At 66.0% G+C, this 20,787-nt stretch carries 19 protein-coding genes and 1 tRNA gene; 9 read left to right on the top strand and 11 right to left on the bottom strand.

What is annotated here, in order from left to right; genetic code table 11:
- The first annotated feature begins 51 nt into the window (after positions 1-51).
- Complete coding sequence (locus I5E68_RS03405; RefSeq protein WP_197160791.1) at positions 52-1,512, top strand: DUF1254 domain-containing protein; 1,461 nt, start codon at positions 52-54, stop codon at positions 1,510-1,512.
- On the top strand, positions 1,509-2,948 hold the full coding sequence (locus I5E68_RS03400) for a DUF1254 domain-containing protein (RefSeq protein WP_197160790.1): 1,440 nt from the start codon (positions 1,509-1,511) through the stop codon (positions 2,946-2,948). The genes I5E68_RS03405 and I5E68_RS03400 overlap by 4 nt, the downstream gene beginning before the upstream one ends.
- 485 nt (positions 2,949-3,433) lie before the next feature.
- On the opposite strand, the gene I5E68_RS03395 is transcribed toward I5E68_RS03400, so the two are convergent.
- Positions 3,434-3,523 (bottom strand) — tRNA-Ser (locus tag I5E68_RS03395).
- A 150-nt stretch (positions 3,524-3,673) separates the two neighbouring features.
- Between I5E68_RS03395 and hspQ the strand changes: the two genes are divergently transcribed.
- Positions 3,674-4,054, top strand: a complete 381-nt coding sequence (gene hspQ / locus I5E68_RS03390) for a heat shock protein HspQ (RefSeq protein ID WP_197160789.1) — start codon at positions 3,674-3,676, stop codon at positions 4,052-4,054.
- A 109-nt stretch (positions 4,055-4,163) separates the two neighbouring features.
- On the opposite strand, the gene I5E68_RS03385 is transcribed toward hspQ, so the two are convergent.
- Complete coding sequence (locus tag I5E68_RS03385) at positions 4,164-5,057, bottom strand: ABC transporter permease (RefSeq protein WP_197160782.1); 894 nt, start codon at positions 5,055-5,057, stop codon at positions 4,164-4,166.
- A gap of 106 nt (positions 5,058-5,163) precedes the next feature.
- Between I5E68_RS03385 and I5E68_RS03380 the strand changes: the two genes are divergently transcribed.
- The 4 genes from I5E68_RS03380 to I5E68_RS03365 all read left to right on the top strand — a co-directional run bounded on the left by I5E68_RS03380 (position 5,164) and on the right by I5E68_RS03365 (position 8,704).
- Positions 5,164-5,871, top strand: coding sequence for a GcrA family cell cycle regulator (locus tag I5E68_RS03380; protein ID WP_197160780.1), 708 nt, complete (start codon positions 5,164-5,166; stop codon positions 5,869-5,871).
- Positions 5,872-5,998: 127 nt separating this feature from the next.
- Positions 5,999-6,739 carry a peptidylprolyl isomerase gene (locus I5E68_RS03375; RefSeq protein WP_197160778.1) on the top strand — a complete coding sequence of 247 codons (741 nt, stop codon included), beginning with the start codon at positions 5,999-6,001 and terminating at the stop codon, positions 6,737-6,739.
- Between the two features lie 140 nt (positions 6,740-6,879).
- Positions 6,880-8,109: a GGDEF domain-containing protein gene (locus tag I5E68_RS03370; RefSeq protein ID WP_197160776.1), complete on the top strand. Its 1,230-nt coding sequence runs from the start codon at positions 6,880-6,882 to the stop codon at positions 8,107-8,109.
- Between the two features lie 73 nt (positions 8,110-8,182).
- Positions 8,183-8,704 (top strand): DUF1993 domain-containing protein, encoded by a 522-nt coding sequence (locus tag I5E68_RS03365; protein ID WP_197160775.1) that lies wholly within the window; start codon positions 8,183-8,185, stop codon positions 8,702-8,704.
- Positions 8,705-8,839: 135 nt separating this feature from the next.
- Here I5E68_RS03365 and pnp read toward each other — a convergent pair whose 3' ends face one another.
- The 6 genes from pnp to I5E68_RS03335 all read right to left on the bottom strand — a co-directional run bounded on the left by pnp (position 8,840) and on the right by I5E68_RS03335 (position 14,233).
- The gene (pnp, locus tag I5E68_RS03360) at positions 8,840-11,122 is read right to left on the bottom strand and encodes a polyribonucleotide nucleotidyltransferase (protein ID WP_197160774.1); all 2,283 of its coding nucleotides are present in this window, start codon (positions 11,120-11,122) and stop codon (positions 8,840-8,842) included.
- 178 nt (positions 11,123-11,300) lie between these two features.
- Positions 11,301-11,570, bottom strand: a complete 270-nt coding sequence (rpsO, locus tag I5E68_RS03355; RefSeq protein WP_197160773.1) for a 30S ribosomal protein S15 — start codon at positions 11,568-11,570, stop codon at positions 11,301-11,303.
- A gap of 6 nt (positions 11,571-11,576) precedes the next feature.
- A complete protein-coding gene (truB, locus tag I5E68_RS03350) occupies positions 11,577-12,494 on the bottom strand; it encodes a tRNA pseudouridine(55) synthase TruB (protein WP_197160767.1) in 918 nt (305 codons plus the stop codon).
- A gap of 107 nt (positions 12,495-12,601) precedes the next feature.
- A complete protein-coding gene (locus I5E68_RS03345) occupies positions 12,602-13,288 on the bottom strand; it encodes a site-2 protease family protein (protein ID WP_197160765.1) in 687 nt (228 codons plus the stop codon).
- Between the two features lie 50 nt (positions 13,289-13,338).
- Positions 13,339-13,620, bottom strand: coding sequence for a hypothetical protein (locus I5E68_RS03340; RefSeq protein ID WP_197160763.1), 282 nt, complete (start codon positions 13,618-13,620; stop codon positions 13,339-13,341).
- 7 nt (positions 13,621-13,627) lie between these two features.
- The gene (locus tag I5E68_RS03335) at positions 13,628-14,233 is read right to left on the bottom strand and encodes a thymidine kinase (RefSeq protein ID WP_197160761.1); all 606 of its coding nucleotides are present in this window, start codon (positions 14,231-14,233) and stop codon (positions 13,628-13,630) included.
- 147 nt (positions 14,234-14,380) lie between these two features.
- Between I5E68_RS03335 and I5E68_RS03330 the strand changes: the two genes are divergently transcribed.
- Positions 14,381-16,306 carry a DUF1963 domain-containing protein gene (locus I5E68_RS03330; RefSeq protein ID WP_197160759.1) on the top strand — a complete coding sequence of 642 codons (1,926 nt, stop codon included), beginning with the start codon at positions 14,381-14,383 and terminating at the stop codon, positions 16,304-16,306.
- A gap of 54 nt (positions 16,307-16,360) precedes the next feature.
- Here I5E68_RS03330 and rbfA read toward each other — a convergent pair whose 3' ends face one another.
- Positions 16,361-16,780 carry a 30S ribosome-binding factor RbfA gene (gene rbfA, locus I5E68_RS03325; RefSeq protein WP_197160757.1) on the bottom strand — a complete coding sequence of 140 codons (420 nt, stop codon included), beginning with the start codon at positions 16,778-16,780 and terminating at the stop codon, positions 16,361-16,363.
- 107 nt (positions 16,781-16,887) lie between these two features.
- Here rbfA and I5E68_RS03320 point away from each other — a divergent pair, with 107 nt between their 5' ends.
- Positions 16,888-17,244 (top strand): RcnB family protein, encoded by a 357-nt coding sequence (locus I5E68_RS03320; protein WP_197160755.1) that lies wholly within the window; start codon positions 16,888-16,890, stop codon positions 17,242-17,244.
- A gap of 108 nt (positions 17,245-17,352) precedes the next feature.
- On the opposite strand, the gene I5E68_RS03315 is transcribed toward I5E68_RS03320, so the two are convergent.
- Both I5E68_RS03315 and infB read right to left on the bottom strand, forming a co-directional pair.
- The gene (locus I5E68_RS03315) at positions 17,353-17,886 is read right to left on the bottom strand and encodes a DUF1697 domain-containing protein (RefSeq protein WP_197160753.1); all 534 of its coding nucleotides are present in this window, start codon (positions 17,884-17,886) and stop codon (positions 17,353-17,355) included.
- Positions 17,887-18,063: 177 nt separating this feature from the next.
- Entirely contained in the window at positions 18,064-20,772 is a 2,709-nt protein-coding gene (gene infB / locus I5E68_RS03310; protein ID WP_197160751.1) for a translation initiation factor IF-2, read from the bottom strand.
- Between the last annotated feature and the right edge of the window lie 15 nt (positions 20,773-20,787).

The following is a 20,787-nucleotide window of genomic DNA, read 5'->3' as shown; positions in this document are numbered from 1 at the left end:
TCCCCGATTAAGACATGTGTCTTTGAAGACGCAGCCACTGGGAGAAACAACGTGAAGCGCATAATCCGCCATCTCGCAGGCGCCACGCTGCCGCTGGGCCTCGCCATGCTGGTCCTGCCCGTAGCCTCAACGGCGCAGCAGGTCCCGGCCGGGCAGCGCGCTTATGATCCCGACCATGCCGACCAATTCATGTGGCCCGAACATGCAGACCTGCTCCCACCGCCCGGGCCGGCGCGGCGCGACTATGCTCGCATGCTCGCCTATGACGCCCGGCTCTTCGGCACCAGCGCAGTCCTGGAATATGCGCAGATGTTCGGCCAAGCGCTCGACCGCGGTGCAAAAGGCTATACCGGCTTCAACCGCTTCGACCATGCCAGCAACCTCGCACGACCGGGCTATGGTGCCTTCAAGACTCCCAATGCCGACACACTCTACTCGAACGCCTGGCTCGATCTCACCAAGGGACCGGTAATCCTCGAGGTGCCCGACGCCGGCGACACCTACTTCGCGGCCAACTTCATCGACATGTACGGCAATTCTTCCAATATCAGCACCCGCACGCGCGGCTCCGGGGCAGGGCGCTACGCGATCGTGCCGCTCGGCTGGGACGGAGGGCTTCCCGAGGGAACCGAGCGCTTTACGGTCACGACGCCCTATTGCTGGATACTCCTGCGCGTCCTGGCAAAGGACCTGAAAAACCCGGTCCGCGCCCGAAAGGTGCAAGACGGATTCCGCCTCGAGGCGCCGCAAGCGGAGGCGATCACGCCCATCGCGACTGATTTTCCCGCGCCCGAGACCGATACCCTCGGCGGCTTCATGCGCATTCTCGACTGGGTCGTGCGCAACGCTGGATATCCCAGCACAGAGACGGCCCTCGTCCATCGCTACCGCATGCTCGGTGTCGGGCGTGGCGCCGAGGCGGTCACGCAGGCGATCGAGGCCCCCGACCTCGGCGCCGGAGCAGAAGCCGGTTTTGCCAGCGCGGGCGAGATGATCTCGGACTCAGCCCGTCTCAGTGGCTATCCGGCCGGGACCTGGAAGACGCCCGCCGACACCGGCGCCTATGGCTACAATTATCTCTACCGCTCGGCCATCCACACGCTCGGGACCGGCGCGAACGTCGGTATCGAGAACTATCCGTTCAACACTTTCGTCGATGCCGATGGCGAGGCACTTGACGGTGCGGCTCACGATTACCGGATGACGTTCACCAGTCCGCCGCCAGCGAGGTACTTCTGGTCGCTGACGCTCTACGATGCGAAAACGCGCGAACTGAGCCCGAATCCGATCGCCCGCTACCTGATCAACGATCGCACCCCAGGGCTAAAGCGCAATGCAGACGGCTCGCTCACGATCGATATCCAGCATAAGCCCCCGCAAGGCGGCACCAGCAACTGGCTGCCGGCACCCGATGGCCCCTTCTATCTCGTGATCCGGGCTCAGGGGCCAGAGGCGCCCCTGCTTTCGGGCGAATGGCTCCCGCCTGCCGTGCGCAAGGAGGCGGCACAGTGACGCGGCTCAAGCTCCCGCTTTTTGCCAGCCTTTGCCTGCTTGCTGTGGTGTACCCGGCTGCGGCTCGGCCCCAGGTCGCCGCGAAGGATTCGCTCCAGTGCCGTACCGCCCCGGGTTCGCTCGCCTCGGCTACGAGCAATGCCGAGATTTTCCGTACCGACTTGTGCGATCCCTATTCGTTGGCGGTCATGGCATACGTCTGGGGCAAACCGATCGTCGATGCGGCGAAAATCCGGGTCTTCTTCACGCGCCCCGATGCTCCACTGACGACGCGCCCGCCCTCGGTAGCCGGCGCAGCCCTCAATCGCTTCGGCCATGGTCGCATTCTTGCCGACCCCGACAACAAGTCGGGCGTGGGTCCCAACAACGATACGCTCTACAGCAACGCGACCTTCGATCTCACGACCGGCCCCTTCGTGGTGACGACGCCCGATTTCGGCGATCGATACTACACCTTTTCGGTTGCGCATCCCGACAGTTCGACCAGCGCATCACTGGGAAGCCGCACGCACGGTTCGAAACTGCCCCCCCTGTTTCTCCACGCAGCCGGATATGCAGGCCCGATACCGGCCGGAATGGTCCCGATCTCGAGCGCCGACCGCTATCTCCATCTCTGGGGACGCACGCTCGTAACCTCGCCCGAGGACCTGCCCCAAGTCCGGCAACTGCAGGATGCGATGAAGATCGAGCGCTACGTCGACGGTAAACTCGAACCGGTCGGGCCGCCGCCTCCCCAGCGCCCCTTTCCTGCGAGCACCGGCGACGAGGTGTTCCTGCGCCAGCTTGCCGTCGCGCTCGAGGATATGGCGCTCTCGCCGCAGGATCAGGCGATTGCCGATCGCATCCGCCCCTTGCTCGAAACCGCACAGGCCGCAGGCGAGAGCGCATCCGTGAGCAAAGGGCTTGCCGACGGGCAAACGATCATTGCACACGCCGCGGCGCATTTCGGCAAGCAGTCTGGGGGGTGGAGCGTGGGTCTTGCCGGTGCGCGCTTCGGTTCGGACTGGCTGCTACGTGCGGCTGTCGCCAAGGACCAGATCTTCGTGACGGTACCCGAGGAGGCGATCTATCCGATTGCCCGCAAGGCCGCCGACGGGTCCGAGCTGACCGGAGCGCACCGCTATCGCCTGCACATGGACGCACCGCCACCGGCTCGCGCCTTCTGGTCGATCACGCTCTACGACGATGCTGGCGCTATGGAGCCCAATCCGATCGAGCGATATTCGGTCGGCAATCGCACCCGGGGCCTCATGCGCGAAGACGGGACCATGCGCGACATTGTCATCGCACACGATGAACCACGCGACCGCGATGCAATCTGGCTGCCCGCGCCCGAAGGACGCTTCTACCTCATGATGCGCCTCTACGGCCCCGAGCGAGCGATCCAGACCGGCGAGTGGACGCCGCCAATCATTGATCAAATACAGGCACTTTAGCCCGGCGGCAACTCAGTCATCAGGCGATGATTGAGAGAGATGTAATGGACACTAAACCATTCTCTTTGGTGGATTTCCGGTGCGGTAAAGGTGCGGTAAAACTGCCAAAAAAGCTGGCCAACGGAGCAGTCATTTTGGCGAAAGCGCGCGAGGACTGACAGGTTTCTGCGCTCTAGCGCTACAAGCAGCAGCTTCCCAAGTCCTTGCTCCCCGCTGTCGCCCTTGGGCGTGACGAAGAGATAGAGCTGTTGCCCGTCGGAAAGCTTGAACGCCTTCTACTTCGGCTTGACCGCTCTCAGCTTTGCATCGCTCAGCATACCCCACTCCGATACCGTATCTGTGGTATTCGATGCCGTAGTCGGTTACGCGCACGCCGGTGGAGGCCTGCGAACCACTGAGAACGGATCGAAGCCAAAAACGTGGGTTTTCCTTAGGGTTTCTGTCAACCCCGGTGGACTTATGGGAACGGTTGGGGACAAGGCCCGTGGCGGAGAGGGTGGGATTCGAACCCACGGTACGGTTGCCCGTACACCGCATTTCGAGTGCGGCGCATTCGACCTCTCTGCCACCTCTCCGCTAGAAGTGCCGTCTGCGGGAATGTCCCCGCGAGGTCAGGAAGCGCGCCGATAAGCGAAGTCGCAGCGCTTGCCAAGCCCCTTGCTGCAAAAATGTTCGAAATTTGCACTTTGCTTGTTTGGGGCCGCGCGCCGCCTATATATCCATTCATGAACAGAGCGTCCTTCTACTCCCCACAGGCCGGGCGCGTGATCGAGGCACCGCGGCGGACGCGGGCGCGTTTTGCGATCGGTGACATCGTGCGCCACAAGGAACACGACTTTCGCGGCGTGATCTTCGACATCGACCCCGTCTTCGCCAACAGCGAGGAATGGTACGAATCGATCCCGCTGGAAATCCGCCCCCGCCGCGAGCAGCCGTTCTACCATCTGCTCGCCGAAGCCGAGGATTCGAGCTACGTCGCCTATGTCAGCCAGCAGAACCTGCTCGCCGATTGCGAAGGCGGTCCGGTAGACCACCCCTCGCTGGCCAATATCTTCGAAGACTACCACGGCGGACGTTACCAGCTGAGGCGCGGTCTCGCTCACTGAGCGCAGCTCACTGCAGAAAAACGAAAACCGCCGCAGGCCCCAGGGTCTGCGGCGGTTTTCGTTTGCATGGGGCGCGAGGCCGTGCCCCGGCAGCCCTAGCTGCTTCCAATCAGCCCTTGAGCTTCCAGCCCGAGCGCAGGACCTTGTAGACAATGAACGCCAGCACGACGTCGACTGCCAGCATGCCCAGCGCGCTGTGCAGCACGGCCATGTTGGTATCGCCGATGTCGCTCGCCCCCAGGAAGCCGAAGCGGAAGCCCGAGATGACATAGAAGAACGGATTCACCCGGCTGATCGCCTGGAACGCGGGCGCGAGGTTGTCGATGACGTAGAACGTGCCCGACAGCAGCGAGAGCGGGGCGATGATGAAGTTGGTGATCGCGGCGTTGTGATCGAACTTCTCGGCCCAGACCGAAGAGAGCAACCCCAGCAGCGCAAGGAACACCGAGCCGACGAGGCCGAACCACACGACCGCCCAAGGATGCGCGACCGAGAGGTCGACCCCGGGCCACAGCGCCATCGCCAGGGCCAGCGCAAGACCGACCAGCAGGGCGCGGGTAACGGCAGCACCGACCATGGCCAGCATAAGTTCGCCTTCGCTGAGCGGCGGCATCAGGAAGTCGATGATCGTGCCCTGGATCTTGCCGGCGAGGAACGAGAAGCTCGAATTGGCAAAGGCGTTCTGCATCATGCCCATGACGATCAGGCCAGGCGCGACGAAGGTCGCGAAGTTGACGCCGAGCACTTCCTTGCCGCCGCGCCCCAGCGCGAGCGTAAAAATGACGAGAAACAGCAGCGTGGTGATCGCCGGCGCCCAGATCGTCTGGGTCTGGACCTTGAAGAAGCGCCGCACCTCCTTCATATAGAGCGTTCGCAGCCCGATCCAGTTTACCTGATGGATCAGCGGCTCGCCCTTGGCCGGGAAGGTACGGGTCGATGCGGCGGGGGATGCAACCAGTCCCGGCGAGGACTGGAGTTCGGTCGAATTCGTTTGATCGTCCATTCTCCGGCGACTATCGGCTGGCGTTTCGCATGGCAAGCGGCAGCGAAGGAATTTCGGGCGATTCTTGCAGGTCCTGCAAGCGCGCCCCTTGAGGAACGGATTTGGAATGAGCTGGACTGACGAGCGGATCGAGAAGCTTACCAAGATGTGGGAAGGCGGTGCCACCGCCAGCCAGATCGCGGACGAGCTCGGGGGTGTCAGCCGCAATGCCGTGATCGGCAAGGCGCACCGCCTCGGCCTCAAGGCCCGCCCTTCCCCGGTCAAGGCCAACGACAAGCCCGCGCGCGCCGCAGCGCCCAAGAAGGCCAAGCCCGCTGCCGAACCGCGTGCGGCCGCTCCGGCAGCAGAGGCTCGCCCGGCAGCACCCGCCCCGGCCCCTGCCGCGCCCCCCAAGGCTGCACCCGTCGCTGCCCCGCGTGCGCCCGAACCGGCACCGAGCGTCGCAGCCGACGAAGAGGCCAAGCCGGTCTCGAACAAGCCGCGCATCGTCTCGGTCGGCCCGGGTGGCTTCCTGCGCCAGGGTCCCGGCGACCAGCAGCCGCCGATCCCGCCCGCGCCGCCGCGCCGCCTCGTGCCCGCGAAGCCGAGCCCCGAAATCGCCGACAAGACCAGTCTGCTGGACTTGTCCGACCGCATCTGCCGCTGGCCGATGGGCCACCCCGGCGAGCCCGACTTCCACTTCTGCGGCGAGAAGGTGAACCCCGGCTTCCCCTACTGCGTCGAGCATTGCGGCCGTGCCTATCAGGCCCAGCTGCCGCGCGGCTCGCGCCGTCCTCCCCCGCCGCTGCCCTTCGGCGGTCCGCGCGTTCGCTGATAGCGCCGCACGAGCGACGATTTCGATTTCGGCCGGTGCCCGCCTCGCGCGAGCGCCGGCCGAATTGCGTTGCGCCTTGCGGTAATGCGCCCCTCGACAATCGTCCGAGGCACCTTACCATGGGGTCATGATCGCACGACGCCCCTTCCTCGCCCCGCTCGCCGCTCTGGCAACGCTCGCCAGCTCGGGCACCGTCCTTGCGCAGGACACCACTGCCCCCGCGGCTCGCGTGGAGCAACCGGTTGCCCAAGCGACGCCCGCGCCCGACCCGGTCGAATACGCCTACGTCGCGCTCAAGACTTCCGAGGGCACGATCACGCTTGCGCTCGACACGACCCATGCGCCGCTGACCTCGGCGAACTTCCTCAAGTACGTCGACACCAAGCGGCTCGACGGCGCGCCCTTTTACCGCGCGATGCACCTGCCCGGTGCAGAGGAGCCCGAGGGCCTGCTGCAGGGCGGCATCCGCGACGGCGCCAAGCTTCTGCCCCCGGTCGCGCACGAGAGCACCAACCAGACCGGTATCCTGCACAAGACCGGCACCGTCTCGATGGCGCGCTTCGAGCCGGGATCGGCCACCGCCGACTTCATGATCCTGCTCTCGCCCATGCCCTCGCTCGACGCGCAGAAGGGCAATGACGGCAAGGACCCGGGCGCGGGGTTCGCCGCCTTCGGCCACGTCGCCGCGGGCATGGACGTGGTCGAGGCGATCTGGGCCATGCCGCGCTCGGCGACCAAGGGGGAAGGGGTCATGAAGGGCGACATCCTCGAGAACGAGGTGAAGATCGTCAGCGCGCGCCGCGTGTCGGCACCGCCGATGCCCGAGGCGCCCGAAACGCCCGAACCCGCACCTGCTCCGGCCAACTGAACCCGAATCTCCTTACTGCAGCGCGCACCACGCCTGCGTAGACATACCGTGCGACCTGCAAACCGCGCGCAAACCGCATTCGTCTAGACCTTGCCTCCGGCACCTCGCGTGCCGCCCTGGCAAACCCGCAACGAGGCGAGATGAACGCGCAGGAACCCGGCATGGCCCAGACTGGCTGGGCAAGATGGCTCGGCCTCGGCAAGCCGCGCTCGGTGCATTCCCCTGCAGGAAGCGAAGCCGCAGCCGAGGAGGCGAGACCGGACGAGGGTGACGACGCAGTGGGTGAACGCGCGCTTGGCGAGCGCCGCCGACGCCAGCTGCTCGAGGACATGACGCGCTTCCTTCTCAGCCACCGGCTTGCCGTGAGCACCTTCACGCTCGAAGTGGCGCACGACGTCGTGACCGGCGCCAACCCCACGCTCGCGCGCATGGTCGCCGAGCGCGTCGCCCAGCGCCAGCCGGTCACGCTGTCCTGGCTGGAGGATTCGATGGACCTCGCCGGGATCGCGGACGCCTCGGCCCAGATCTTCTCGCTGGTGCGCAAGCTCGAAGCCTCGATCGCGCGCTTCTCCGACACCACCAGCGCGGTACGCAGCGCGACGAGCGACTACAACGAGGCGCTCGCCGCCAGCGTCGATGGCTTCGGCGAGGTATCGCTTCCCGGCGACGAGAGCGGGGCCGAGGCCTTCCGCGAGCTTACCGCGATCGCGCGCGAGATGCTGCGCCGTACCCGCGACATCGAGCGCGAGCTCAGCCGTTCCGAGCGCGAAACGCTGGAACTACAGCAGGACCTTGCCGATGCCCGGCGCGAGGCCGAAATCGATCACCTGACCGGCCTGCCGAACCGGCGTGCCTTCGAGGCCGTGTTCCGCGAGGAATTCGAGACAACCGCCAGCCAAGGCGAAGCCTTGTGCGTCGCCTTTTGCGACATCGACCGGTTCAAGCGCATCAACGACGGGCACGGTCACGATGCCGGCGACCGGGTGCTGCGCATCGTCGCGCAGGCGCTTGCGACCCTCTCGGACGACAAGTGCCACGTCTCGCGCCACGGCGGCGAGGAGTTCGTCGTGCTGCTGCGCGGTGTCGCGCTGGAGGAGGCCTGTGCGGTGCTCGACCGGACCCGCGAGGAAATAGCCGCGCGCAAGCTGGTCAACCGCGTCAACGACACGCCGTTCGGACGGATCAGCTTCTCGGCCGGCGTTGCCGACGTCCACGCGCACGGCAATACCCGCGAGGCACTGCGCGCCGCAGACGAGGCGCTGTTCCGGGCCAAGCTTGCCGGGCGCAACCGGGTCATGGCCGCAGGGCGCGACGAGTGGTCGGGCTTCAACGTGATCCGCAAGGGCGAGCAGGAAGGCAGCGGGATCTAGGCTCAGGAGCTGCCTTGCCGCCCTCGCTGTGCGCGCCTAGCCTCGAGAGCGCACATCCAATCGAGGACCATTCATGACCCTATCGCTCGACGACGTATACGTCGCCTCCTGCCTGCAGATGCTCGAGGGGCTGCAGTCCCTCGTGGACAAGGCCCAGGCCCATTGCGAGGAGCACGGGATCGACCCCGCCGAAATCCTCCAGGCACGCCTCGCCGAGGACATGTGGCCCTTCGCCAAGCAGGTGACCGAGGCCACCCATCACTCGGCGCGCGCGGTACCCACTCTGCACAAGGGTGTGTTCACGCCCGAACTCGACCCGGTGCCCGAGAGCTTTGCGCTGCTGAAGGCCGACCTCGCGGAATCGATCGCCAGACTGCGCGCGGTCCCGGCAGGTTCGCTCGATGCCATCGCCGATCAGGACATGCGCTTCGAGTTCCGTGATTTTCGTCTCGACTTCACCGTGCGCGACTTCCTGCTCAGCTTCTCGCTTCCCAACTTCTATTTCCACGTCACGACCGCCTACGCGATCCTGCGCGGCCGCGGCCTGCCGGTGGGCAAGATGAACTACCTGGGCCCGCTGCGCCTCAAGGCCTGAGGCGCCTCTCCTCCCCGCCGCGGAGATGCCCACCCCAAACGAAGAAAGGGCCGCATTGCTGCGGCCCTTTCCTTTTTCGCGATGGAGCGGAGCTTTTCGGCTCCGCGCCCGACCAGTCTTGCTTGAGGCCGCTGATCAGTCTTCCTTGAGGAAGGCGGGCATGTGGCCCGGATCGCCACCGTCGTTGCCGCCACGCGGACCACGGTCGCGACCGCCGTCACGGCCACCACGGCGCGGACCACGACGGTCACCGCCACGATCGCCACGGCCACCGCCGTCACGGTCACCGCGCGGAGCCTTGGGAGGACGGGTGTCCTCGAGCTCTTCACCGGTCTCCTGGTCGACGACGCGCATCGACAGGCGAACCTTGCCGCGGTTGTCGATCTCGAGGACCTTGACCTTCACTTCCTGACCTTCCGACACGACGTCGGTCGGCTTCTCGACGCGCTCGTTCTTCATCTCGGAGACGTGGACGAGGCCGTCCTTGCCACCCATGAAGTTCACGAAGGCACCGAAATCGACGATGTTGACGACCTTGCCGGTGTAGATCTTGCCGACTTCGGCTTCCTCGACGATGCCCTGGATCCAGGCCTTGGCAGCCTCGATCTGGCTGATGTCGGAGGACGAGATCTTGATCACGCCCTCGTCGTCGATGTCGACCTTGGCGCCGGTCTCGGCGACGATCTCGCGGATGACCTTGCCGCCGGTGCCGATGACGTCACGGATCTTCGACTTGTCGATCTGGATCGTCTCGATGCGCGGAGCGTGGGCCGAGAGCTCGGTGCGGGCCGAACCCAGCGCCTTGGTCATCTCACCCAGGATGTGCGCGCGGCCGGCCTTGGCCTGCTCGAGCGCCTTGCCCATGATCTCCTTGGTGATGCCGGCGATCTTGATGTCCATCTGCATCGTGGTGATGCCGTTCTCGGTGCCCGCGACCTTGAAGTCCATGTCGCCGAGGTGATCCTCGTCGCCCAGGATGTCCGAGAGAACCGCGAAGTCATCGCCTTCGAGGATCAGGCCCATGGCGATGCCCGAAACCGGACGCTGCAGCGGAACGCCCGCGTCCATCATCGAGAGGCAGCCACCGCAGATCGTCGCCATCGAGGACGAACCGTTCGACTCGGTGATGTCCGAGAGGATACGGATGGTGTAGGGGAAGTCTTCCTTGGCGGGCAGCACCGGGTGCAGCGCGCGCCATGCCAGCTTGCCGTGGCCGATCTCGCGACGGCCCGGGGCGCCGAAGCGGCCCACTTCACCGACCGAGTAGGGCGGGAAGTTGTAGTGCAGCATGAACGACGAATACGACAGGCCTTCGAGGCCGTCGATCATCTGCTCGGCGTCCTTGGTGCCCAGCGTCGTGGTGCAGATCGCCTGCGTTTCACCGCGGGTGAACAGCGCCGAACCGTGGGTGCGCGGCAGGAAGCCGACCATCGATTCGATCGGACGGACCTGATCGAGCTTGCGGCCGTCGATGCGGGTGCCGTCCTTGAGGATGGCGCCGCGAACGATCTCGGCCTCGAGCTTCTTCATGGTCTTGATAGCGACCATCTGGGTCTGCGCCGATTCCTCGCCGAAGGCTTCCTTGGCCTTGGCGCGCGCCTCGTTGAGGGCCTTGGAACGGGCCGACTTGTCGGTCAGCTTGTAGGCGGCGGCAACGTCCTTGCCGACGGCCTTCTTGAGCTTCGCCTTGATGTCGGCGGTGTTGTCCGACAGGTCGATTTCCCAGGGGTCCTTGGCGGCCTGCTCGGCAAGGTCGATGACCAGGTCGACGACCTTCTTGCACTCGTCATGCGCGAACATGACGGCGCCGAGCATCTCGTCCTCGGTCAGCTCCTTGGCTTCCGATTCGACCATCATCACCGCGTTGCCGGTGGCGGCGACGACGAGATCGAGACGGCCGTTTTCAAGGGCGGCGGTCTGCTTGGGGTTGAGCGTGTATTCGCCATCCTCGAAGCCGACGCGGCAGGCGCCGATCGGGCCCATGAAGGGCACGCCCGAGATGGTGAGCGCAGCCGAAGCGGCGATCATCGCGACGATGTCGGCCTCGGTTTCGCCGTCATAGCTCAGGACCTGGCAGATGACGTTGATTTCGTTGTAGAAGCCCTCAGGGAAGAGGGGACGGACCGGACGGTCGATCAGGCGGCTGGTCAGCGTTTCCTTTTCGGTCGCACCGCGCTCGCGCTTGAAGAAGCCACCGGGGATACGACCGGCGGACGAGAACTTTTCCTGATAGTGGACGGTCAGCGGGAAGAAGTCCTGGCCTTCCTTCACCGACTTGGCGGCGGTCACCGCGCAAAGCACTACGGTTTCGCCATAGGTGGCGAGGACCGCGCCGTCAGCCTGACGGGCAACGCGGCCGGTTTCCAGGGTGAGGGTCTTGCCGCCCCACTCCATCGATACGGTCTTGACGTCGAACATAAGATATTCCTCAACCCACCGGCCCTATTGCACGGCGGGGTTTACTGCCGGGGATTCCGTCCCGGTCCGGTGCGGGGCCTTTTACGCCCCAAGGCCCCCCGCCGGATTGCGGGGATGCCCGGATAGACACCGTCCAGATGCAAGAAGCGGCCCGCAAGGGGCCGCCTCCCAGTCGATCTTACTTACGAAGACCGAGCTTCTGGATCAGTGCGTTGTACCGCGCGACGTCCTTCTTCTTGAGGTAGTCGAGCAGCGAGCGGCGCTTGTTGACCATGGCCAGCAGACCGCGACGCGAGTGGTTGTCCTTGTGGTGCGACTTGAAGTGCTCGGTCAGGTTGCGGATGCGCTCGGTGAGGATCGCGACCTGAACTTCAGGGCTGCCCGTGTCGTTCGACTGGCGGGCGTTGTCCGTGATGATTTCCTGCTTCTTCTCGGCGGTAACCGACATATTCATTCACTCCGCGACATCCGTGAGATTGAAGCCCCTGACGACGCGGGCGTCACCGCCCGTAATCTGCACCAGTGCGACGGGTATATCATGTTCCCGCGCCCAGTGCAGCCCGTCTTCCAGGTGCAGTCCGGTCAGAACGCGGCCCTGTCGGACCGCCCTTGCCTGCTCCGGGTCGAGGTCGATGGCCGGGATGTCGTCCAGCCCCGCCTCCAGCGGCAAGAGTATCTGTTCAAGAGGCGCGCCCTTACCGATCTGGTTCAGTTTGTCCAGCGAAATCGCCTGCGAGAGGTCGAAGGGACCCGCCTTGATGCGCCTCAACATGGTCACCGTGCCGCAGCTGCCAAGCGCCTGCGCGATGTCCCTTGCGAGGCTGCGGATATAGGTGCCCTTCGATACACTGGCGAGGAGCGTTGCCCCCTCCTGCGCGTCGAAGCGTTCGAGTTTCAGGTCGAAAATCGTGACCGCGCGGGTGGCGAGCGTGACTTCCTCGCCCGCGCGGGCGAGGTCATAGGCGCGCCGGCCATCGACCTTGAGCGCGGAATAGGCTGGCGGGACCTGCTCGATCGGCCCGGTGAAGCGCGCCAGCACCGCCTCGACCTCCTCGCGCGACGGGCGCACCGCGCTTGTCGCGATGACCGCTCCCTCGGCATCGAGGGTATCGGTCTCTTCGCCGAAGCGCACGGTGAAGGCATAAGTCTTGTCCGCCTCGAGCATGCGCCCGGTAAGCTTGGTCGCCTCGCCCAGCGCGATCGGCAGGACCCCGCTCGCCAGCGGGTCGAGCGTGCCGCCGTGACCGACCTTGATCCCGCCCTTCAGCTTCATGTTGAACCCGGCCTCGCGCATGTTGCGCTTGACCGCCGAGACGGCCTGGGTCGAGCCGAGCTCCAGCGGCTTGTCGAGAATGATCCAGCCGTGGACCATCAGTGGCCCGGATGCGGCGCCGGGGCCGCTGCTTGCTTGCAGGGAATGCTCATGCCTCCCCCAAGTCCGAGCGCAGCGGGTTTGTCAACGCCTGCGACGCTGCACGCTCACCCGCCCGCGATGGAACTGGCGAGATCGAGAAACAGGCCGATGGCCCAGGTGACGGGCGGCAGGACCAGCTCCTCGACCACGTCCCACTCGGGGAACAGATATGGAATGACGAGGATCACGAGGAACAGCAGCGGAAAGCCGTATGGACGAAGGCGCTGGTAGGCGCGCGCCGCGTGCAAGGGCAGCAACCCTTGCACGATGTGCGAGCCGTCGAAGGGCGGGAATGGCAGCAGGTTGAACAGGCCGAGAAACACGTTGAACTGGATGAAGACCAGCAGGCTGAAGGCGACGAACTCGGCCACCATGCCCGCATCCTGCGGCACGAGGCGCGCGAAGAGACCGAGCAGCACCGCCGAAAGCGTCGCCAGTACGAAGTTGCTGCCCGGCCCGGCTGCCGCGACGATCATCATGTCGCGGCGCGGGTTGCCAAGGCGCATTCCGTTGACCGGTACCGGCTTGGCCCAGCCGAACACCGGCGCCTTCATCAGCGCGAGAAAGCCGGGCAGGATCACCGTGCCGAAGGGGTCGACGTGCTTGAAGGGATTGAGCGTCAGGCGCCCGGCATCGTGCGCGGTCGGGTCTCCAAGCGCGCGCGCCACCCAACCGTGCGCGACTTCGTGGAACACGATAGCCAGGATCAGCGGAAGGGGGATCGCCGCCATCTGCAGCGGGGTAAGGTCCATGCCGCCTATCTAGGGTGCAAGGCGCAGTGCCGCAATGAGCGGGGCTTTACTCAGTCTGCCTTGAACCGATCGCCGATCATCTCGGACAATGCCGGGACAGCCACAAGCACGCCAAGCATCGCGAGCAGCGCGCAAGCGAGGACAAGTGCTTGCGAAGCTGTGGCATCCAGGCTGTCGAACAGACCGCAGCTGGCACCGATCACGACCAACCCGAGCCCTGCTCCTCCACAAAAGACACCGACGACAAGGCGCCTCGACGGTGCAAACCTCCCTTGGACAAGCCATGCCACAAGAGCCACCACCAATATCCCAACGTAGAGGGCTTCGATCATCGGTCCATCAGCGCCCCAGCGCTTCGCTGAAATGGCGGCGGCACAGCGCGACATAGCGCTCGTTGCCACCGATCTCGGTCTGGGCGCCCTCGCTAACCGCCGCGCCCTTGTTGTCGACGCGCAGGTTCATCGAGGCCTTGCGCCCGCAGTGGCACACCGACTTCAGCTCGACGAGACTGTCGGCGATGCCCAGCAGCACCGCCGAACCGGGGAACAGCGCCCCCTTGAAATCGGTGCGCAGGCCAAAGCACAGCACCGGGATGCCCAGCTTGTCGGCGATGTCGGCGCATTGCCAGACCTGCTCGCTCCCGAGGAACTGCGCCTCGTCGATAAGCACGCAGGCGAGCGGTTCGGTGGCATGGGCTGCGCGCACTGCGCCGAGCAGGTCGGTATCGACATCGAAGCGGTGCGCACCCGCGTGAAGGCCGATGCGGCTCTCGATCGCGCGCTCCTCGTGTGCGCCGGCATGGCCCGAGGCACTCGCGCGGTCGTCGAGCGCGGCGGTCCACAGCATCGTGCGCATGCCGCGTTCGTTGTAATTGAAGTTCGCCTGCAGCAGCGTCGCCGACTTCCCGGCGTTCATGCTGGCATAGTAAAAGTAGAGCTTCGCCATCGCGACTGGGGATAACACCGCTTGCGCACCGGCGCACGCACTTGCCCCGCGTTCTCCCCGGCGAGAGATGCATGGTACTAATTCGCCCCGCAGGGACCAGAGTGCTGCGCGGCCGAGAGGCCCGCTCCCGCATGCTTGGAGAGTGCCATGAAGAAACTGATCGTCACCTTCGCCATCCTCGTCGTGGCGTTGCTGGTCGCGATCTACATCGCCATGGCCCCGCTCGCCTCGCCCACCTCGAGCGATGGCATCAACGGATTGCTGATGTCGCTCGACGGCATGGTCGATGCCATCGAGTCCGGCGTCGGGCGCAGCGTCGGCGCGCTGATCGCGCTGGGCACGGGCGTCGTGCTCGCCATGATCGCGGGGATCGCGCTCTCGAACTCCGGGAGCAACGGCGGTTACGCAGAGAGCTATGGCGACGAGGCGGAGGGCGCCCGCTTCACCCCGTTTACGCCGAGCCCGGCGGACGATGAAGTCGCGCTCGAAGAGCCCGTTGCCCGCCCACGCGAGGAAATCCGCCCGGCACCAGCGCCCGCTCCTAAACCTGTCGCAGCTCCCCGACCGACGCCTGCGCCAGCGCCTGCCCCCGTGCAGCAGCCCGAGCCGGAACCCGAAGCCGAAATCGACCCAACGCCCGTCCCGCGCATCGCGGTGGACGATGGCGACGACGACGAGAGCGCCTACGATCTCTCGGGCCACCTCGCCGATCCGGCCAATCGCGGCTCGGCGGCCTTCGTCCCTAAATCGAAGGCCGCGCCAAAGGCCGATGTGGTGCCGCCTGTCGAGGTTTCTGCTCCGGCGCCCTCGCAAGCGCCGGTCGAGGAACAGCCCGAGCTGCCCGACTTTCCGCCCGCCCCCGACCTCGGCAACCCGCCCGTGGTCGTGCTGGTGCGCAAGGAGCGCGAAGCCGCGCGCGACTGGTTCGCCGATACGTCCTGGTTCGGCGGGCTCCCGCGCCTTGGTGGCAAGGCATGGCCGCGCGGGGCCTCGGGCCACCCGATGCCGTTTGCCGCGCAGATCGACCTCGCCGCGCTTGCTGCGGCCTGCCCCGGCACTGCCATCGCGCAAGACGGATCGCTCGCCTTCTTCCTTGGCGAAGGCGCGGTCGTTCACGTCGAGGGCGAGGGCCACGACTTCGCCGAACCGCCCCAGGACCTCGCGCCCGCATTCGACGAGGGCGGCGAACCGCTCCCGGCGGTCCCTTCGCGGCTCAGCCGCTGGTTCTTCCCCTTCTGGCCGGTCTCGCTCCACCCCGCGCCGGTGACCGAAGCAGAGCGCGCATCGGGCGAGGTCGCCTCGCTGGTCGAGGCGCGCATGGCGCAGCCCGTCGCGGGCCGCGACCACACCTTCTTCGCGGTCGGTGTCGGAGAGAGCGTCGAGGCCTTGTGGTGGCACGGGGTCCTCCACCTCGTTGCCCGTCTCGAGGAAGCACTCGACCATTCCGGCGAGCCGCTCGCCGAACGCCGCGCCGTGCTCGAACAGGCCCGCGCGATGCTCGCCGAAATCGAGCAGGACCCGGGCATCGACGCCGACGAGCGCGAGGACATGCGCGAGGACTTCGAGGCGCAGGAAGCCGAACTGGTCCAGCTCGAGCAGCAACGCGCCGCCCTCCCCGAGATGATCGGCGCGCTCGAGGGTTTCGCGCAAGGTCGCGACCCGTGGACCGCGCTGACGAGCGAGGAACTCGACGTGCTGCGCGACTTCCTGCCCGAGGTGCACGAACGCTTCGGCGAGCTGATCCGCCACCATGCACCCGGCGCACTGGGCGAACTGGCGACGATCTCGCTACGCGCGATGATCTCCGGGCCTAGCGAGGCCGTCGCCGCGATCCCGCCCGAGACGCTGGCGCGCCTGAACGGCGAATATCGACAGCCGCCCGAAGCGCTGCACGCGATGTTCATGCCCGTGCCCGGTCGCGGGCAGGACGAGATCGCCCTGCTCGAACTGGCCTACGACGACCTGATGGAATGGGGCTGGCCCGAGGAAGGACGCCTGCGCTTCCTGATCGCGCCAGCACATGCTGCAGCGGGCCGCTGGGACATGGCGCGGCTGGTGTTCACCACGGATTGACGAACGGGGTCCGAGGGCCGGTCGCGCGTCCCGGCAAGTACGCCTGCGCTAACCTCAGCCCTCCCCGGCTTCGCCCGCCTCGTCCTCGTCGAGATCGCGCACGACGCGCGGATCGGAGAGCAGCTTGTCGATGCGGCTCGCCTCGTCGAAGGTCTCGTCGGCGCGGAAGCGGATCTTCGCCGCATTGCGCAGCTTGAGCCGCTGGGCCACTTCCTTCTGGAAATAGGCGGTGTTGGTCCGCAGGGCCTTGAGCACGACCTCTTCGTCGACGCCGAGCAGCGGTTTCACATAGACGGTCGCGAGGCGCAGGTCGGGCGACATGCGCACTTCGGTGACCGAGACCGTGTGCCCGCTGAGCGTCGCATCGTGGACCTGCTGGCGGGTGAGGATCTCGGAGAGGACGTGACGCACCTGCTCGCCCACCTTGAGCAGGCGGACGGAGTGCTGTTCGGGTGTGATTTGCTGGCGTGCCATGATTGCGCTCCATGTGGGCCTGTCACGACAATTTGCAACAATTGATTACGCCACGCCGCGCCAGGCTGCCCGTTATAAGGGGGTAACCTTTAGACAGGAGCCTATAGATGAAGCGTTTTTCCGCCACCCTTCTCGCCGCTGCGCTGGTCCTTCCAGGCCTTGCCGGCACCGGCCTCACCACCAGCGCGATGGCCGCCGCTCCCTCCCACAATGCCCAGCATGGCCAGGCCCAGAAGCACGACAACAAGGCCTCGAAGAAGCAGGCCAGCTACAAGACCTTCCGCAAGGGCGAGAAGTTCGACAAGAACCGTGCGCGCAACTACGCCGTGGTCGACTATCGCAAGTACAAGAACGTCAAGGCGCCGCCGCGCGGTTATCGCTACGTGCGTTCGGGCGATGACCTGCTGCTCATCGGCATCACCAGCGGCATCGTCGCCTCGATCACCTCGGGCATGTTCCGCTGACATCGACCGCACCCGGCGCGACATCCCGGGTGACAGGATCGTCCACAGCAAGGGCGGTGTGCTTGGCGGAGCGCACCGCCCTTTTGCTTGGGCGCTCGGGCCTCTCGATCACATTTTGGCGAGAATGCGCCCGAGCGAACGGGCATTGCGCGCGGTCGTGCGGCAACCGAGGCGCCGCTCGATGAACAGCGGGGTCAGCCGGCTGCGCCCGACGCCTTCGACATAGTCGACGAAGAGACAGCGCTCGCCCAGCGCCAACTTTTCGGGCCCGCGCCCCTGATAGGCTGCCATGAAGGCGTCGAAGGTTTGCTGCGAGGGCTGGCTGGCGAGGAAATGGGTGTGCACCTGCGCATCCTCGCCAAAGCCCACGAAGGGGTTCTGCTCGAGCGCGGCGCGCACCTCGTCCTTGCTGCGGATCGCGACGAAACTGTCGATGTCGAAACGCTCGGCCATGATGAAGGCGAAGAGTTCCTCCAGGCCCTCGGTCGGGCGCTCGTCGTAATCGAACAGCACGTTGCCGCTCGCGATCACGGTCTCGACGTTGTCGATCTCCTCGCGCCTCAGGGCATAGCGCAGTTCCTCCATGGTCAGGCGATTGCCGCCCACGTTGAGCGAGGAGAAGAAGGCGCAGTAGCGGGGCATCGTGGCGGTACTCCGGCAAGAACGGAAGAGGATCGGCCCGCAACGCGAACCGTGAGAAAGGCGCAGTCATGCGCGATAGCAGCAAATGCGAAAAGGGGCAGGCATCGCGAAGATGCCTGCCCCTCTTTACTGTTCGCGAGGGCCGGTCCGTACGCGCCGGACCGCCCTCTCAGGACATCAGCCCAGCGTACGCTCGCGGTGGCTGACCTCGAAGACTTCGAGCTGGTCGCCCGCACGGATGTCGTTGGTGTCGGCAAGGACCACACCGCACTCGAGACCGGTGCGCACCTCGTCCACGTCGTCCTTGAAGCGACGCAGCGAAGCGATGGTGGTTGCCGAAACGATGACGTCGTTGCGGGTGAGGCGGGCGTGCAGACCCTTGCGGATGACGCCTTCCTCGACGAGCAGACCTGCGGCCTTGTCCTTCTTGCCGGCCGGGAAGACCTGCTTGATCTGGGCACGGCCCACGACGGTCTCGATACGCTCGGGACCCCAGATGCCGGCCATCTGCTTGGCGACTTCCTCGGTCAGCTCGTAGATGACGTCGTAGTACATCATCTGCGTCTTGGTCTTCTCGATCTGCTGGCGCGCCTTGGCGTTGGGACGCACGTTGAAACCGACGATCGGAGCACCCGAGGCCGAAGCCAGGGTGACGTCGGTCTCGGTGATCGCGCCGACGCCCGAGTGCAGGATGCGCACCTTGATCTCGTCGTTCGAGAGCTTGTGCAGCGCTGCGTTGATCGCCTCGACCGAACCCTGAACGTCGGCCTTGATGACCACCGGGTATTCAATGACGTCCTGCTTGGCCTTGAGTGCCGAGAACATCGTGTCGAGCGTGGCCGGGGCCGAAGCGGTGCGCTTGGCGGTGGCCTGTTCCTGACGCCACGAGGAAACCTCGCGGGCACGCTGTTCGCTCTCGACCACGGCAAGGGTGTCGCCAGCCATCGGCACGCCGCTGAGGCCCAGGACCTCGACCGGCATCGACGGCCCGGCTTCCTTCACCTGGCGTCCCTTGTCGTCGTTCATTGCACGAACACGACCGCTCTCGGTACCGACGACGAAGATGTCGCCGCGCTTGAGCGTACCACGGCGGATCAGCACGGTAGCGACCGGGCCCTTGCCCTTGTCGAGCTTGGCCTCGATCACGGTCGCCTCGGCGTCGCGGTCGGGGTTGGCCTTGAGCTCCATGAACTCGGCCTGCAGCAGGATCTTCTCGATCAGTTCATCAAGGCCCTTGCCGGTCTTGGCCGAAACCTCGACGTCCTGCACGTCACCCGACATCTGCTCGACGATGACTTCGTGCTCGAGCAGGCGCTCGCGCACCTTCTGCGGGTTGGCGTCTTCCTTGTCGCACTTGTTGATTGCGACGATCATCGGAACGCCCGCGGCCTTGGTGTGATTGATGGCCTCGATCGTCTGCGGCATGATGCCGTCGTCGGCAGCCACCACCAGGATCACGATGTCGGTGACGTTGGCACCGCGCATGCGCATCTGGGTGAAGGCCGCGTGGCCCGGGGTATCGAGCACGGTGAGCTGGTCGCCGCCCTTGGTCTTGATCTGGTAGGCGCCGATGTGCTGCGTGATGCCGCCGGCCTCGCCGCGCACCACGTCGGTACCGCGCAGCGCGTCGAGCAGGCTGGTCTTGCCGTGGTCGACGTGACCCATGATCGCCACCACCGGAGCGCGCGGCTTCAGGCTCTCCTCGGCATCGACGTCCTCGGTGAGGTTGATGTCGATGTCGCTCTCGGAGACGCGCTCGATGTTGTGGCCGAATTCCTCGACCAGCAGCTCGGCAGTATCCTGGTCGATCGTCTGATTGACGGTGACCATCATGCCCATGTTGAACAGCGACTTGACGAGGTCGGCGCCCTTCTCGGCCATACGGTTGGCGAGTTCCTGAACGGTGATCGCCTCGGGGACGATCACGTCGCGGACCTGCTTTTCACGCGGCTGCGAGTGGCCCGAGAAGTGCGCACGACGCTCCTTCTCGCGGGCACGCTTGAGCGCGGCGAGCGAACGGGCGCGTGCACCCTCGTCGTCGTTGAGCGCACGGTTGACGGTGAGCTTGCCCGACTGGCGACGGTCGCCGCCCTTGCCACCGGTGCTGCGCGCGGCGGCACCCTTCTTGGCGGGATCGGGCTTCTTGCCACCGGCAGCGCCAGCGCCAGAAGCCTCGGGCTTGCGTGCGACCGGCTCGGGACGCTTGACCGGAGTGAAGCGACGGGGCGCAGGCGCGGGAGCGCCAGCAGCCTCGGGCTTTGCAGCTTCGGCCTCGTCGGCCTTGGCAGCCTCGGGCTCGGCCTTCGCGGCAGGCTCTTCGGCTGCCGGCTTCGCCTTGGGCGCAGCGGCAGCTTCGGCGGCTTCGGCTTCGGCCCTGGCGGCAGCCTCTTCCTCGGCGCGCTTCACTTCCTGAGCGCGGTTGTCTTCGGCGCGGGCCTTCTCTTCCTCGATCGCGCGCAGCTTTTCCTGCTCCTCGCGGCGACGGGCTTCCTCGGCGACGCGCAGGCGGTCTTCCTCGGCCTCGCGCTGGAGGCGGGCAACACGCTCCTGCGGGGTTTCACCGGGAGGCCCCTTGCGCAGCGGAGCGGGCTTCTTCTTGGCAACCGGTGCGGGCGCAGCCTTGGGAGCTGGCGCGGGCGCGGGCGCAGCGGCCGGAGCCGGTGCTTTAGCCTCGGGTGCGCTTGCGGGCGCCTCGGCTTCGGCGCCCTTGGTCTCGGGTGCGCCCTCGGTGCCGGGCTTGCCGATCACCTTGCGGCGCTTCACCTCGACCACCACCTTGTTGGTGCGGCCGTGGCTGAAGGTCTGCTTGACCTCACCGGCTTCCACGGAACGCTTCAGCCCAAGCGGCTTGCGGCCCAGGGTCGGTTTGTTGTCGGTCTCGCTCATAATTCTCGTTTTGCC

This window comes from Novosphingobium aureum, from assembly GCF_015865035.1.
Classification (GTDB): Bacteria; Pseudomonadota; Alphaproteobacteria; order Sphingomonadales; family Sphingomonadaceae; genus Novosphingobium; species Novosphingobium aureum.
Note: the sequence above shows the minus strand (reverse complement) of the source record. Positions and strands in the feature narration are given on the sequence as shown.

Coding starts and splice junctions, on each gene's coding strand:
- hspQ (WP_197160789.1), top strand. CDS start 3,674: ATGAACAGAGCGTCCTTCTACTCCCCACAGGCCGGGCGCGTGATCGAG.
- I5E68_RS03385 (WP_197160782.1), bottom strand. CDS start 5,057: ATGGACGATCAAACGAATTCGACCGAACTCCAGTCCTCGCCGGGACTG.
- I5E68_RS03380 (WP_197160780.1), top strand. CDS start 5,164: ATGAGCTGGACTGACGAGCGGATCGAGAAGCTTACCAAGATGTGGGAA.
- I5E68_RS03375 (WP_197160778.1), top strand. CDS start 5,999: ATGATCGCACGACGCCCCTTCCTCGCCCCGCTCGCCGCTCTGGCAACG.
- I5E68_RS03370 (WP_197160776.1), top strand. CDS start 6,880: ATGAACGCGCAGGAACCCGGCATGGCCCAGACTGGCTGGGCAAGATGG.
- I5E68_RS03365 (WP_197160775.1), top strand. CDS start 8,183: ATGACCCTATCGCTCGACGACGTATACGTCGCCTCCTGCCTGCAGATG.
- pnp (WP_197160774.1), bottom strand. CDS start 11,122: ATGTTCGACGTCAAGACCGTATCGATGGAGTGGGGCGGCAAGACCCTC.
- rpsO (WP_197160773.1), bottom strand. CDS start 11,570: ATGTCGGTTACCGCCGAGAAGAAGCAGGAAATCATCACGGACAACGCC.
- truB (WP_197160767.1), bottom strand. CDS start 12,494: ATGGTCCACGGCTGGATCATTCTCGACAAGCCGCTGGAGCTCGGCTCG.
- I5E68_RS03345 (WP_197160765.1), bottom strand. CDS start 13,288: ATGGACCTTACCCCGCTGCAGATGGCGGCGATCCCCCTTCCGCTGATC.
- I5E68_RS03340 (WP_197160763.1), bottom strand. CDS start 13,620: ATGATCGAAGCCCTCTACGTTGGGATATTGGTGGTGGCTCTTGTGGCA.
- I5E68_RS03335 (WP_197160761.1), bottom strand. CDS start 14,233: ATGGCGAAGCTCTACTTTTACTATGCCAGCATGAACGCCGGGAAGTCG.
- I5E68_RS03330 (WP_197160759.1), top strand. CDS start 14,381: ATGAAGAAACTGATCGTCACCTTCGCCATCCTCGTCGTGGCGTTGCTG.
- rbfA (WP_197160757.1), bottom strand. CDS start 16,780: ATGGCACGCCAGCAAATCACACCCGAACAGCACTCCGTCCGCCTGCTC.
- I5E68_RS03320 (WP_197160755.1), top strand. CDS start 16,888: ATGAAGCGTTTTTCCGCCACCCTTCTCGCCGCTGCGCTGGTCCTTCCA.
- I5E68_RS03315 (WP_197160753.1), bottom strand. CDS start 17,886: ATGCCCCGCTACTGCGCCTTCTTCTCCTCGCTCAACGTGGGCGGCAAT.
- infB (WP_197160751.1), bottom strand. CDS start 20,772: ATGAGCGAGACCGACAACAAACCGACCCTGGGCCGCAAGCCGCTTGGG.